This is a genomic window from Vibrio vulnificus CMCP6 (assembly GCF_000039765.1).
In the GTDB taxonomy this organism is placed as follows: domain Bacteria; phylum Pseudomonadota; class Gammaproteobacteria; order Enterobacterales; family Vibrionaceae; genus Vibrio; species Vibrio vulnificus_B.
The window spans coordinates 1,126,788-1,140,955 of record NC_004460.2 but is presented as its reverse complement, the minus strand read 5'-3'; the positions used below and the strand labels follow the sequence as shown (position 1 = coordinate 1,140,955).

The window sequence follows — 14,168 nt, the reverse complement described above, 5'->3', positions numbered from 1 at the left end:
ATTTACCTTATTTTGTTTCTACTGCTGGTGTATTTGAATGCTCGTCAGCAATCTGTTGTTGGTTTTGCTGTGGCTTTGCTTTTGCGATACCAAAGCCAGTGAAGCCATAAATCAAAGCGAAGATCACGCCGGTGTAACATTGAATCGCCCATGGTAGGTAATCCAATGTCGCCACACCTAGCGTACCTGCCATGTAGATACCTGCGGCCGTCCACGGAACCAATGGCTCAATAATGGTGCCGGCGTCTTCGATGGTTCGAGACAGGTTTTTGGTATCTAAGCCCATTTTGCGGTAAGCGTTTTGGAACAACTCACCTGGAATCAACAGTGCTAGCTTGCCGTCAGAAGTGGTGAAAACCACCGTGATGGTTGCCACAACCGTTGAAGCAATCAGCTGACCTGTGGTGTGAATCGCATGGAGGAATTTGCCTAGCACTACGTTTAGAGCGCCAGTTAGGCTCAGGATGCCAGCGAAGGCAAAGGCACAGAATACCAATAGAATCGTGCTCATCATCGAGAACAGACCGCCGCGGTTAAGCAGTTTGGCGATATCTGGCACCAAACCATTTACGCTGTGACCGTTTGCCTCAAACATGGCTAGATTGAAGCCGTCTACGTAAGCTTGGAAGCCTTGGTTAAGAGTGAAGTCTTGAAACACCATACCCAAACCAATTGCGATAGCCGATGCGCCAAGCATCAATGGCAGAACGGGCTTCTTAGTTAACGCGCCCCATAAGATCATCACTGGTGGAATCAGAAGTAGAATGTTGAAGTTGTAGAGATTGTCTAGACCCGAGATGATTTGAACCACTTTTTCTGGCTCATGAATATTGGTGATATCCGCGCTTTGACCTGCGAAAAAGAACACCACAGACGCAATGACAAATCCCGGTAGCGTGGTGTACAGCATGTGTTGAATATGTTCGTACAAAGTGGTGCCAGAAACCACAGGTGCAAAGTTAGTTGAATCGGATAGTGGTGAGATTTTGTCACCAAAATATGCGCCAGACACAACCGCACCGGCCGCCGCAGCGAGCGAGACGTCAAGACCCGCTGCAACACCCATGAGTGCAACACCCACGGTGCCCGCTGAGCCCCAAGACGTACCGGTACAAACGGAAACGACACTGGTTACAAAAAAAGTGGCAATAAGAATGTATTCAGGGCTGATGACTTTAAGTCCCCAGTACACCATGTAAGGGATTGTGCCGCTGACCATCCAGCTGGCAATTAAACCGCCAACCGAGACCAAAATCAGAATCACGGGCATCGCTTTGGCCAGTTTTTCTACGATGGCGTTGATGATGTCATCCCAGTTGTAACCGATCTTCCACGCGATAAGACCAGTAAAGGCAGCTGAGATCAGCAACAGAACTTCAATGCGAAGTCCGAGTATTCCGTATCCGACAGCCAGAAGCGCAAACATCACCGCAATAGGGGCGAGTGCTAATCCGAACGACGGTAGAGGCTTAGAATTTGTCATGTTATTTATCCTCAGGATCGATGTAGGGTTTGTTCGCAGTGGATAGTAACGGTCGTGTAATAGGCAAAATGAGAGCGGTGTGTTGTTTTCATGTAAGCGCTTACATGGGGTGCGCGAATGCCAAATTCATCACAATTTTAGCCGTTCTTTTGTATTGCTTTGACCGTTTGGCGACAAACTAAACTCGCTTCGAACTGATGCGAACTCGGCGGAGAATAGCCATCTTTACGCAAATTTAGCGCCAGTTTCGCCGCATAAGTCGACATTTCATCAATCGGGTTATGCATGGTGCTCAACCGTGGATAGAGGTAGCGTGCAAGCAACACATCATCAAAGCCGACCACGGAAATATCCTCGGGAACCGACAATCCTTGTTCATGCAAACTCGCCATTAAACCAGCTGCCATTACATCATTAAACGTCACCACCGCAGTGACGCCCGGGCAAGCTTGGATAAGCTGTCGTCCCGCTTCTTCACCGCCAGATTCGCTGAAGTTTTGGTTAATCACCCAGCCTGTTGGGATGGCTAAGTTGGCGGCATTCATGGCATCTCGATAGCCAGCCAATCGATCTGTGCGATCTTCAATCGGCAAGTCACTGGTGATGCACGCGATCTTGCGATGACCTTGCTCAATCAAATACTCAACTGATTTTCGTGCCCCAGCTCGGTTGTCTACCCAAACTGATCGATTGGAAATTTGTGCAATGGTGCGGTTGAGCAATACCATCGCTGGAAGCTGCGCAGCGTATTGCATCAGCGTGGTGTCATCGAGCATCTTTGAGTGCACGACCATTGCCTCACAACCTTGGCTAATGAGAAAGTCGATCCCTTCTTTTTCTCGTTGCGCGTTGTGTCCGCCACTGACTACGACCAACTGGCAACCATTGGCACGAGCAACTTCTTCAACGCTTTTGGCGATGAGAGCGAAGAAGGGATCGGCTAAATTACCAGTTAATAAACCGAGCGTGTTATTGCTGCGATTCGCCAGTGCCGTTGCGCGCGCATCTCGGCGGTAGTTGAGCGCTTTAATGGCGCGTTCAACGCGTTCTTGCGTCACAGGCTCAACATAACTGGTGCGATTGATAACACGCGAGACGGTTGCCGTGGATACACCGGCTAAGTCCGCGACGTCTTTCATGGTTGCCACTCGATTTCTCCAAGAGGATAACAAGGTAAAACAAACGAAGATGAAACGGGGCAGAGTGTAGCGATTATTTATTGTTGGTTATGTTAGTAAGCTCAAAGGATAGAACTTTAGCGCAAGTGATTGCGGTGTCTTGGATCTGTGGAGAATGGCGTTGTTAGTGGTTTTGGGTGAGTACACTAGAGTGTTTCTGCCCCATTCCAAGCTAGCACGCTATTCTGTCATACTTGACGCATGAGTTTGCTCCCTACTTTTTCTAGTTAGTGTAGTGCCTACTGAACGAGGTTCTTGTTCTTAATCATGTCTAATCAAGGTTTCTTGCCATCAGTTGAATTGACGAATTTACGATCTTTGTATATCGTGTTTAAAAACCAACCGATTCACTCACAGAACGTGAACACTAGTATTAATAGTCAAGGTAACCAAGTAGGTAGAAGACTAGGGGTAGCTCCTGTTGCTAGTTGATGAGACCTCTAAAGAGCCATTGTGAATCCTAATTGAAGTTATCCCTAAGGGAAGCTTCGCTGGACGTCTAGAGCTAAAAAGACAACCAGCATGTAATTAGGATATTAATATGCCTTTAAAAACACTTCACTCTTCTTCAGAAGCAAAAAAGCACTATAAAAGTGTCTCTTACGAAACCCTATTAGCAAGCTGGCTATTACAAGACGGCTGGGAAGTCTTTATGCCCATGATCGATCATGGTATGAAGACAGATGTACTTATTTCTGACGGGAGCAAATTCTACCGCATTCAAGTAAAGTCGGTAGAGTGCTTCGATGAAAACACCGTTGTTACCGACCAATGGCAGGATGCACAGATTGACTACGTAATATACTTCTCAAGATGCGCTAATTGGGGATACATTGCTCCACCCTTTAAGGGAAAGAGGAGGGTTAATCACATTGAGCATGTAAGGTTTCACCAACACCCCAAGAACTTTCTCAAAGCTTTTGGGCGAGCTTAATAAGCTCTGCTCGGAATGAAAATCGTGAACAGTTAATCGGTAACATATTACTGCCCCATTCCTTGCCAGTACGTTCAACCTCACAAAGAACAGTGAGGTGGTTTGACCTACTTCTTCTAACCAGCATAGTGTCTATGAAAGTGGGGTCTTACTAATTTAGCCAACTAGTTCGAATAGGCCGTCTTATTTCTATTTTTTAACCTACTGTAGTGATTAACTAAAACTGGCCATGTATATAGAGTTTTTCCATACTTTGGGTCATGCGTGCAGAGTCACGACTGACGCCATTGGTAACACGAATTTGTCCAGAGGCGTCTCAGATGCCTAGCTTGGGGGCAGAAGCAATTTAGTGTTAGCAATCTAATTGCCTTGCCTATTGCAAAGGGTCACTGCAACTGCCATTTCGATTTGAAGTGAATGCTAATACCTCAAACTATTAAGGCTGCTGCATTGCAGTGCCAGATTACTTATCGTTGTAAAACTTCCAGCCGTCTTTTTTCAGAACTTCGACCCATTTGTCACAGCCAACCAGTTTATCGACTGAATCAGAGGTTTCATTAATTGCTTCAAACAGGTATCCCTTATTACCGTAGTGTACGAGGTATCTTTTACTTCTCCCAGCCTTATCTGTGACGTTACCAATGAAATGACTTCTGTCGTCATAAGAAATAGAAAAGGTTTTAAATACCTCTGATGCTACCAATAATGCTCGGTATGCAAATGCTGGAAGCTTTGTACTGTATTTTTCGTTACCGAAATCGAAAACAAGCATCGCATCTCGGTATCCGGCAAACTCTTTTAAACCATCCATGTCAGACATAGATTTAGGGTATGTTCGCATTGGATACTTCACACTGTCCCAAACCGCCGTAATTTTTGTGATAGTGTTTATTTTGAACAGAAGTTTATATACATCCAGTAGACAGCGTGAAACTCGAATACTGATAATTTCCGGTGCATAAACAGGTAGATAGTTTTTATACTGGGTGTAAGAGACTGGATAGGATTTAACTCTACAGTAGTTCCCCAAAGTTTTTCCATTTTGTTCGAGTACACTGGAAACTATATTATCTTTTTCAAATTCTGTAGGCCATGAATATAAGTTTTTCGCTTTTTCTCCAGATGAAAACGAATAGCTTTCTACACAACGTACCTTACTTAGTAATGAAAGTGCTTGTGCGCCACTTTGTATGGTTTTTAGTATGTTTTCCGTCATTATACCTTCCTCATGTTACTGTTTTTGTTAAGAGAAAATGATAAGCAAGGTTCTATTTCGCTTGTTCAGGCGGTATTCTCACTCAGTACAGACATGTAAAAAGGGACATTTCACTGAAATATGTTTACCGAACTTTCTGACCGAGGAATTCTATTTAACGGTCTTCCCGGATTCTTTCGGGTATCAACTAAAGATATAAAGTCAGGATCCGACGCATTCGTCAAACTAATGAGAATGCTGAAAAAAGATCCCAACATTACTCATGATCAGCAGATGTTCAGGGACTATCGTAACGGAGATTTAGAGAAACTCATGCGGGAACTGATGGCAGAATGTCGTCTAAAGGGATTTGACGTCGACAGTTATTTGAGTGAAGTCGAGGGTTATGAACTTAGGCACTTAGGTGCGTGGTTCGGGATGAAGGTAGCGGTCGCATCATTCAGAAAGGCTCATCATGAATACGGCAGGTTTGAACTAGATGAGTTTTTTAGTTTCCTTCTGGCTCATTGCGAGATCGAGTATTTGTGTCTCAAAGGTAGCGATGAAAAAAACAACCACGAGGTAACTCAAAAATTTGTAAGAGACTGGCTGCTTATAGATAGTTTGCAACTCCCAGAGCCGCCAAATGAACAGGTAACTGAATATGTAATCAAACTTGTGATGTACTGGGCTGCTTTGTTTGACTTAATGATGGAGCTATCGCATCAGCCTTCTCCTACATTGAGTAATTATCTGCCAAAGCTAGCTGAAAAACAGGGTAAAACTTTGGTTGTTCCTTCTATGGAGGTGTTCCTTAAACGCTTAAAAAATCACTGGGCCAAGCATAAGTACCAAAAGGATCGTATAACGTGGATACAGTTATACAGAGATATTCTGGCTGCTCAGCGTACAGATGAAAGCTACTGTCGTTATCAGCAGGAGGCTTTATTAGACGAGAAGGAACTCAAGCTTTGGATGGTTGACCCTGATACCAATGCCATAAAAGCAAGATTTAAGCGCCTTAAGGAAGGAGATTTATTATCAGCAGATGAGTTTAAAAGTAATATCGCTATCTTGTATGTTCCATTTTCTGAAGCTGATTCTCTTGTAGATGAAATCAGCCTTGTAAGGTTCATAAACATATTTACCTATGTACAGCGTGAACTGTGCCACTCAGGAAGAGAAGCAGAGGAAATTGTGCGCTACTTCAGTGAGTATCCGGATTACCGCAACTTGGTAAAGGATCGTTTCGAACGATTCAGGCAGTCTGGCGAGCTAACCTGCTGACACGCTGCTTCTAATCGCAGATCGGGAGTGTATTATTTTGAATTGTTCAAGATGAGCTTGATATCACTTGGATTTTCAGCTCAATCAGGGACAAGAGCGACTTAGTGCCACTACCCTAAAGCGTTTCTGTCCAACTTCGAGCTAGCTGGTGAGGCTAGCTCAGATTTATCCAAAAACATTTTAGTCTCTCTCCCTTGGCCCCTCATCAATGAAGGCTCGCTTGCTTCGAGCTTTCATCCTGCTGTTTATCTAATTGGCTAGGCTGTTGGGCCAACTAAGCGCATTTTCCAATCTTCGACTTCGCCGGTCTCTAGGCGGCGTTCGACAAGTTTGCCCCAAGATTCAACCAATGGCAGTTCTGCCAGTTGGCTAAGCTCAGCTTTATCCAGGCAGCCAGTAAACACCGCGCCCATGATGCGAGCTAGGGACCAGTGTGGATAAGGTCTTTCACACAGAATAATCTCGTCACCTGCGCCGATATCGCCTTCTTCTAACACTCGGAAATACCAACCCGTTCGAAGCGTGTCTTGTAGCCTTCTTGCCATGTCGTTTTGCTCAAAGCGTACGTTGAGTTTCCAACAAGGCATGCGCCCTTGCGACACTTCTAGCAAGGTTGTGCCGATGCGGATCTTATCTTTCAAACAAATGAACGCTTCCGTCACACCGCTGGAACTGAGGTTCTCACCAAACGCGCCAGCGGATTGGAAAATTGCTTTGTTACCCAGTTCTTGCTGCCAAACTGGGTAGTGCTCGCTTGGGTAAATATGAAGGGCTTTTTGAATGCCGCCATGAAAGCGCGGATCGCCTTGCTCGTCATTGGTGAAACCCAGTTCAGTTGCGTGCAGACGCTGTGAGATAACCTGTTTGTTAATCGCACTTTTCGTACCATGCGCAAAGGCAACGGTTTTTCCTGCTAATACGCTGTTAACGACGCCTAACTTCTTCATATTCTTTCCTTATTGCGTGAAACGGATTGGGCAACAAACCCGAGGTTAACGCTCGCCCAATGAGGCAAATACCGGAATCGCTGCCAGTACTTCAATGCGCTTTTCTGTGCTTTTTAAGTAGCGTGTTTCGCTATCTGAAACCAACACATGGCGTTGATACCCTTCCGTTTTTGGAAACTTAGCCAATACGGTTTCGAGCGATGTTTCGCACTTGGCTGGGTTGATGTTATCAATATCGACTTTGAATAAGAGCTGGTTTTCTTTGGATATTTCAACTTGATATCGCATACGTCGCACCTCACGGCTTCATTCACTTTGCCGAGCATGATAGCCTAGTGAACTTGTGTCAGAGTAGGGATGTAAGGACAGTTAATGATGCCAACCCGCCAAATCGATTCTCACTCCGGTGTGATGACGTCTAATGAGATGATGGCCGCGAATCCTCACTCACCTGCGCTGGTTAAAACCATAGACATGCCCAAAGGTTACATAGATGCGATGCACCAACATACTTGGCATCAAGTCATTTTCCCGATCAAAGGGCTTCTGCAAACCCAAACCGATCACTACCAGCACCTTGTGCCCCATACCTCTGCGCTGTTTGTGCCTGCGGGCATTCAACATGAATCTATCGCGCTAAGTCATACCACGTTTGTTGGTATCTACCTCAATCCGACTTTTGGAACCGAGTATAAGCATCAAGTGCGAACCATTACGCTCACGCCTTTTTTAAATGAGCTGCTACAGGAAATTCGCCGCCAGTGCGAAGGGGTTGTGAGTGAAGGGGAAGTGTCGCGCTTGCTGGCGGTGCTGCATGATCAAATCATGAAAGACAACGTGCAGACGTTTCAGTTGCTGCTGCCAGAAGATCGGCGCTTAAAGCTGATATTTGAAGCGTTGACCGACAAGCCAGCATTGGATTGGTCGCTCAAACAGTGGGGTGAGAAAGTCGGCGCGTCGGAGCGCACTTTGTCGCGCTTGTTTGCCAAAGAGTTCAACACATCGTTTCAGTTGTGGCGACAGCAAATTCGGCTGATCTATTCGCTCTCTTTGTTAGATGAAGAACTCTCTATTCAAAGCATTGCCGATCAAGTGGGCTATCAGAACGACTCATCCTACATCAAGGCATTTAAAGCCTATTTTGATGTTACCCCACAGCAGTTTCGCGTGACAGGCCGACGGAGATAGCGAGCGCAGTCTCCTTCGTCGTCTCACTCCAATGGCAACTGGAAGGTGCTCTTGATTTCCTTAACGGAGACGTTGGATTGAATGGCGCTGATGCCTTTTACACGGCGAATGGCACTGATGCGGTCAAAGTATTCGTCTAAGTCTCTTGCTACCACTTGCACCATGTAATCTGCGCTGCCTGCAATGCAGTGACACATTAAGATCCAGTCGGTTTCCGCGACGAAGTCTTCAAAAGGTGTGGTGTTTTCCACTTCATGGCTGCCTAGAGTGACCAGCGTAAACCCCGAAACTTGAAAGCCGAGTTTCTTGCGATTGAGTTTCGCGGCGTAGCCCTCAATGTAGCCTTCCTCTTCCATTTTTTTCCAACGTCGCCAACAGGGTGTCTCGCTCAAGTTGAGGGTTTCGGCGAGTTTGGAATTGCTTATGCGTCCATCTTTCTGAATATGATCAAGAATGGCGAAATCGGTATTGTCCAATTCGAAGTTGGTGGATTCTTTCTTTTTCATAATACTTTTGGAAATAGTCTGCTCAAATTGGCGTTTATCGTAGCGCAGATAGCAATTTTATTTCTAGCCAAATCGTTAGACTGTTTTCATATTAAATCACGACTTTTTGGGGAGAGAGTGCATGAGTGCTCAGTTGTTGGCGGCGTTTTTGTTGTTTGCCGTTTCTATTTCATTGACGCCGGGAGCGGGCAATGTGGCGCTGTTAGGCATTTCAAGCCGATACGGATTTTCTGCGACCGTGCCGTTTGTGCTGGGCAATGCTGTCGGGGTGATCATCATGTTGGTTGGTGCCAGTGTGGGGCTCGTCAGTTTGTTTACCCTTTACCCAGATTTGTACACGGCACTAAAGTGGGTTGGTGCGGCGTATTTGCTGTATCTGGCATGGTCGATTGCCAATATGGAGATCGATAATGATTCGAATGCGAAAAAGTCTGGTTTTTTGTCTGGAGTGTGGGTGCAAATTTTGAATCCGAAAAGTTGGGTCGCATCGCTGACGGTGTTCTCTCAATTTATCTCGCCAAACAATGATTACCTGACTCAGGTGGTGATCATTATCAGCGTGATGGTAGGAACCGGTGTGTTAGGGATGTTTGTGTGGGCCTATTTTGGCACCGTATTGAACCGCTTTATCCAGTCACCACAAAAGGTGGTGTGGGTAAACCGATGCATGGGCAGCAGCCTCGCGTTAGTGGTGGTGTTTATGCTGAGTCAGCCGGTTTAGGCTTAGTGGCTTGTTGCAGTCAGATTTTTTAAGGGGGATGGCGCTAACCATCCCCCTTTATTTTAAGGAATCACTTTTAAGGATTAACGAAACTGCGGCATGTAATCGAGGTTCGCTTGAATGGTCTCTTCCAATGCCTGCTCTAGAATCGTTCCCGTTGTGACCAATGGGTTGAGAATCAACGCTCGGTGAGCCGCATTGCGGTTGCCAGTGACCGCGGCTTCTACAGTGAGCGATTCAAAATCCTTCATCAATTGAATCAGGCGCAGTGTATCTGTTGGGAACGGCGCAACATTCAAAGCAACGGGCCCTGATTTGGTGATCATACAGCTGACTTCCACAGTGCAGTCGTCCGGCAAGCCCGCAATCGCGCCGTTGTTGCGAGTGTTCACGTGCATGATGGTGCGTTTGTCATTGTAGATAGAGCTCATCAGCTCACACGCCGCTTCTGAGTAATATTGGCCACCGCGCTTTTCGAGCTCTTTTGGTTTCTCGTTAAGCTCTGGGTTGCGGTAGATATCGAACAGACGTTTCTCCATCGCTTTGACCACTTCGCCGCGTGTGCCTTCGCCGTTCGCTTCTTCAATTTCCTGCTTCATGATGTCTTCGCTAGTGTAGTAATAGCGAAGGTAAGCACACGGGATCATCCCCATATTGCGCAGCAGCTCTTGCGGCCATTCGAATGGAGGAATGTTTTGCGGAACGAGAGGATCGTTGCCCGATAAGATCTCTTCGACTACCTCTTGCAGCTTATCGCGACCTTCATGCAGGATCTGACGCGCCCAGATAAAGTGGTTCAAACCCGCGACTTGCAATACAAAGTCTTTCTCGTCAGCCCCCAGCATTTGCGCGATGCCTTTTTGCATGATCACTGGCACGTTGCATAAACCGACCGCTTTTACTTTGGTGTGTTTGAGAATCGCTTCGGTCACCATGCCCGATGGGTTAGTGAAGTTCAACAGCCAAGCGTCAGGACACAATTCTTCCATCTCTTTACAGATTTCTAGCGCGATAGGAATGGTGCGACAGGCATTAGCAAAACCGCCTAACCCGTTGGTTTCCTGACCGATCATGCCGTATTTAAGCGAGATGCGTTCATCGCGGATACGACCTTCCAAACAACCCGCGCGAAATTGAGAACAGACAAAATCGGCGTCTTTTAATGCGGGTTTGCGCTCCAGCGTGACGTGAACATCAATATGAGACAGGTTGTTTTTCGCCAACATTCGGCGCGTTAAATCGCCAATGATGCTGACTTTCTCTTTGCCATCTTCAATATCGACCAACCACAACTCGCCGATAGGCAGTTCATGATTGCGCTTGATAAGACCTTCGATAAGCTCTGGCGTGTAACTGGATCCTGCGCCAATAATGGTAATTTTTAGATTCTTTTTCATCGTGCTGTTTCTCGTTATGGATAAGACAGTTTGATTTAAAAGCATCGTGATTCGCTATACAAACCAATTTAAACTTGCTATGCATTAGCCTTTCTAATTTATGTTGAGTGCCAAGATGGACAGAAAACAGCAGATGCTCTCCAATATGTACACTTTCGCCGTTGCTGGTAAGTGTCTCAGTTTTACCAAAGCCGCTGAAGAGTTGTTTATTACCCAAGGGGCAGTGAGCCAGCGCATTAAGTCACTGGAAGAACAATTGGGGTTCAGCTTGTTTGTGCGCATGACGCGGCGATTAGAGCTGACCAAAGAAGGAGAGCGATTGCTGCACGCGCTTAACCAATCGTTTGAGGTGATTTTCTCTGAGCTTGAAGACATCAAATTCAACGAGCTTCGTGGCGAGCTTTACATTGGCGTGGCCCCCACGTTTGCACAGAGTTGGTTACTGCCGCGTATGGTGGAATTTCAGCGTTTGTATCCTTCTCTCAATATCAAGCTTCGAGTAAAGGCAAGCCGATTAGATTTCTTACATGAGCCCGTTGATATTGCGATTTACTACAGTGACAGCGAGCATCCGGGTTTCCGTCATCAAAGGTTATTTAATGAAGAGTTGATGCCAGTTTGTAGCCCTGAATACAGCCAAATACATTTCTCCGATGGCATGAGTAGTGTCAGCCAATTTGAAGCCGTGACTTTTATCCATTGCACCGAATCACTAGAAGCAAATGAGCCAAATCATGAATGGCAGAGCTGGTTAGCAAGCCAAAGCAACCCTGAGTTGAAATCGCTTAATGTGATGGAGAAAACCTACCTTTTTAACCATGCCGATATGGCGATGATTGCCGCCAAAAACAGCATGGGCATCGCAATGGCACGGGCATCTTTGGTGCAAGCCAGTTTGGAAAAGGGAGAGCTCGTCGCGCCTTTTGAACGCGTCCACGCAGGGAGAGGGTACGATTTGATTTGTTTAAACGGCCAACAACACAGGCCAAAAAACGCGGCGTTTATTGAATGGCTAAATGGGCAGTTGGCGTGCTGAGTTGGGTGAAAATTGGGGATTATTTACCGCGTTTAGCCCGTGGATGAGGCTTTGGCTGCCGCCATCCCGTTAGGCTCAGTAAACAATCCCACTTACAGATCATTTCGTATGAAAAATCTGCTCGGTTTCCAGTGATGTCATCGAGCGAATCTGGCGCCAAACGTAATAAAAAATACCAAACATCATCAACATGCTCGGAATGGCAATCACGGGGTAGCTGTATAAGGTCAGCTTACCGAGCTCTTCATTGAATTCCACGGTGCCTGCCGGGCTGGTGACAATCCAAGTGGCAAGGAAATAGTTCATCACAGAAGAAAAAGCAAAGGTACTGGCGAACAGGTAGTTGGACGACATTAAACAGCGCTCGAAGGCGTCTGTTTTGCCTCTTTCTTTGAGACGCTGGGTGATCAAATCAAGGTTCAATACGGTGTCGTTGAGCACCATCTTCTGCATTAACGGGTAGCGTGTAAAGGTCGAGCCAAATACCGCGAAGCCGATCAAACCTGGGATCAACGCTTCTTTTAGGGCGAGCCATTTTGTATCCAGTTCCAGCAAACCGATGCCGCCAGTCAGCAATACACTGACAAAGCCAAGGGCGGAGATGAAGTTGAATTTTTTGTTGCGGATCAGGTCCATGCCACCATAAACAATGGGAAACAACAAGGCGACCACAAGGGCAAGTGCTGTTCCTAGGTGTTCTTCTCCGCTGAATTTCATCAAGATGAATGAAGGGACAAATACGTTAAAAAGGATCTCGACAAGGGGATTCGATTTTTTCGCCGTCGTGTTACTCATATTTTTCTGACTCTATGTTATCGGCTGCGATTTTACGTTGAGGGGCAGTGTTCCTTCCCCAACTCCAGATGTAAAGCGTTAATGTGCCAAGTTATGTAACGACTTATGAAATAGGTGAGCAGAGAAACAATTAAATGACCTCAATGCCTAATGCCAGTCAGTTAAGCTGACTGGCTTTTTTTATTGGGGTATTTCTTTGCCTTTGGTTTTATTGCTCTCGGATATATCCGCTCTTCTCGTTTAATGGACAAGACATGGTGTATCGCCTCCTCTTGCAAGTGAGTAATGCGCTTAGGGATTGTTCCCGCTGACTCCAACCAGAACCCCAAAATTACGTGAATGATAGAGTGAGCACACGTTGTGAAGCTCAGTTGGTTGGGGTAGATGCCTGGCACAGCTTTAGCCATGTTAACCATCTGATATCTAATAATGTTATAGCTAAGTAATAAGCCCCATAGTTCTTGTTTTACCATCTCTGGCTTCTTGCTTCTCAGTGTGAACTCGTTGTTCAGAAGTGAAGACTTCATTTCACGATATCCCACTTCGATTTCCCATCTATGACTGTAAAGCTCTGCTATTTCCGCTGGCGGATAACGACGATGATCAGTCATCGAGGTCAAGATACTCACTTCTTTCCCTTTGATAGTTTTCTTTATCAGGCGAACTTCGATGGTTTCAGGTAGTGACAGGGACTTCTTTCTCGCTTGAGGCGTTGTCTTGAGTTCGACAATCCGATCATTGCGACCCAGCTTTCTAACTTCAGTAAATTGGGTATTCTTGCGCATTGGCATTAGCCAATGCCTTTCATTACCTGTATTTGCCCAACGATGAAGAAGGCTAAGAGAGTAAAAACCTCTGTCGAACATTGTGAGGCTGTAGTCTGGTGTTGTTTCAATCAACTGTTCCGCCAATATCATCTCATTGGTTTTGTAACTCGCGAAAGCACTGGCGACCAGCATGTGACTGGTCAACTCCATCTGGCAAACCATACGCACCTGAGGAAAGCTACCTTCACCATTCTGATTTGACGCAGATTGAAACGCATCACGGTTTTCCTTAGTGTCTGGCGTTCGCCATACCACGCCATCGACAGCGAGGAGTTTTAATCCACACCAAGTCGGATGGTCAGCTGTTTCATTCCATAAGCTCTGGCTTTGATGAAATACTTCTTTCATTGCATCAGCCCCGAGCCGTTGTCTCGCTTGAACGATAGCACTAGGGGCAACCAGACTTCGCTTCCCGGGCAACATTAATTGCGCTTTGGAGACAATTGACCACAAAGGCTCTTGTCGGTAAAGCGACATAGCAACGACCGCCCAAACGGCCATGTCGAGAGGGATACGACGTTTACGAATAGTGGCCACACCAGAAGCTTCTAAGCATTGGTTGATGAAATCAGGGCAAAGAATGTCACTGAGTTTTCCAAGTTGTTCAGTATTGGGGGCATAACGATTGGCGAGTGTTAGGGCTGTAGTTAATTGCAAAATAAAAGGCTCAAAGT

At 46.1% G+C, this 14,168-nt stretch carries 14 protein-coding genes; 5 read left to right on the top strand and 9 right to left on the bottom strand.

What is annotated here, in order from left to right:
* Window positions 1-7: 7 nt before the first annotated feature.
* Complete coding sequence (gene nhaC, locus VV1_RS20080; protein WP_011081963.1) at window positions 8-1,483, bottom strand: Na+/H+ antiporter NhaC; 1,476 nt, start codon at window positions 1,481-1,483, stop codon at window positions 8-10.
* Between the two features lie 137 nt (window positions 1,484-1,620).
* Window positions 1,621-2,631: a LacI family DNA-binding transcriptional regulator gene (locus VV1_RS20075; RefSeq protein WP_043921189.1), complete on the bottom strand. Its 1,011-nt coding sequence runs from the start codon at window positions 2,629-2,631 to the stop codon at window positions 1,621-1,623.
* 571 nt (window positions 2,632-3,202) lie between these two features.
* Between VV1_RS20075 and VV1_RS20070 the strand changes: the two genes are divergently transcribed.
* Window positions 3,203-3,595, top strand: coding sequence for a hypothetical protein (locus VV1_RS20070; RefSeq protein WP_043921188.1), 393 nt, complete (start codon window positions 3,203-3,205; stop codon window positions 3,593-3,595).
* A 463-nt stretch (window positions 3,596-4,058) separates the two neighbouring features.
* Here VV1_RS20070 and VV1_RS20065 read toward each other — a convergent pair whose 3' ends face one another.
* Entirely contained in the window at window positions 4,059-4,811 is a 753-nt protein-coding gene (locus VV1_RS20065) for a hypothetical protein (protein WP_043921187.1), read from the bottom strand.
* Window positions 4,812-4,931: 120 nt separating this feature from the next.
* Between VV1_RS20065 and VV1_RS20060 the strand changes: the two genes are divergently transcribed.
* Entirely contained in the window at window positions 4,932-6,077 is a 1,146-nt protein-coding gene (locus VV1_RS20060; RefSeq protein WP_011081959.1) for a hypothetical protein, read from the top strand.
* A gap of 257 nt (window positions 6,078-6,334) precedes the next feature.
* Here VV1_RS20060 and VV1_RS20055 read toward each other — a convergent pair whose 3' ends face one another.
* On the bottom strand, window positions 6,335-7,024 hold the full coding sequence (locus tag VV1_RS20055) for an MOSC domain-containing protein (RefSeq protein WP_011081958.1): 690 nt from the start codon (window positions 7,022-7,024) through the stop codon (window positions 6,335-6,337).
* Between the two features lie 45 nt (window positions 7,025-7,069).
* A complete protein-coding gene (locus VV1_RS20050) occupies window positions 7,070-7,312 on the bottom strand; it encodes a hypothetical protein (protein WP_011081957.1) in 243 nt (80 codons plus the stop codon).
* Between the two features lie 84 nt (window positions 7,313-7,396).
* Here VV1_RS20050 and VV1_RS20045 point away from each other — a divergent pair, with 84 nt between their 5' ends.
* Window positions 7,397-8,212 (top strand): AraC family transcriptional regulator, encoded by an 816-nt coding sequence (locus VV1_RS20045; protein ID WP_011081956.1) that lies wholly within the window; start codon window positions 7,397-7,399, stop codon window positions 8,210-8,212.
* 23 nt (window positions 8,213-8,235) lie between these two features.
* Here the strand turns inward: VV1_RS20045 and VV1_RS20040 are convergent, their stop codons facing one another.
* Complete coding sequence (locus VV1_RS20040) at window positions 8,236-8,718, bottom strand: Lrp/AsnC family transcriptional regulator (RefSeq protein ID WP_011081955.1); 483 nt, start codon at window positions 8,716-8,718, stop codon at window positions 8,236-8,238.
* Between the two features lie 121 nt (window positions 8,719-8,839).
* On the opposite strand from VV1_RS20040, the gene VV1_RS20035 reads away from it, so the two are divergent.
* Window positions 8,840-9,439 carry a LysE family translocator gene (locus tag VV1_RS20035; RefSeq protein ID WP_011081954.1) on the top strand — a complete coding sequence of 200 codons (600 nt, stop codon included), beginning with the start codon at window positions 8,840-8,842 and terminating at the stop codon, window positions 9,437-9,439.
* A gap of 83 nt (window positions 9,440-9,522) precedes the next feature.
* On the opposite strand, the gene VV1_RS20030 is transcribed toward VV1_RS20035, so the two are convergent.
* Window positions 9,523-10,836, bottom strand: a complete 1,314-nt coding sequence (locus VV1_RS20030; RefSeq protein ID WP_011081953.1) for a 6-phospho-beta-glucosidase — start codon at window positions 10,834-10,836, stop codon at window positions 9,523-9,525.
* A 115-nt stretch (window positions 10,837-10,951) separates the two neighbouring features.
* On the opposite strand from VV1_RS20030, the gene VV1_RS20025 reads away from it, so the two are divergent.
* Window positions 10,952-11,872: a LysR substrate-binding domain-containing protein gene (locus VV1_RS20025; RefSeq protein WP_043921186.1), complete on the top strand. Its 921-nt coding sequence runs from the start codon at window positions 10,952-10,954 to the stop codon at window positions 11,870-11,872.
* Window positions 11,873-11,971: 99 nt separating this feature from the next.
* Here the strand turns inward: VV1_RS20025 and VV1_RS20020 are convergent, their stop codons facing one another.
* Together VV1_RS20020 and VV1_RS20015 are read right to left on the bottom strand one after the other, a co-directional pair.
* Window positions 11,972-12,667, bottom strand: coding sequence for a VC0807 family protein (locus VV1_RS20020; protein WP_011081951.1), 696 nt, complete (start codon window positions 12,665-12,667; stop codon window positions 11,972-11,974).
* A gap of 161 nt (window positions 12,668-12,828) precedes the next feature.
* Window positions 12,829-14,151 (bottom strand): IS4-like element ISVvu2 family transposase, encoded by a 1,323-nt coding sequence (locus tag VV1_RS20015; RefSeq protein WP_011079619.1) that lies wholly within the window; start codon window positions 14,149-14,151, stop codon window positions 12,829-12,831.
* Between the last annotated feature and the right edge of the window lie 17 nt (window positions 14,152-14,168).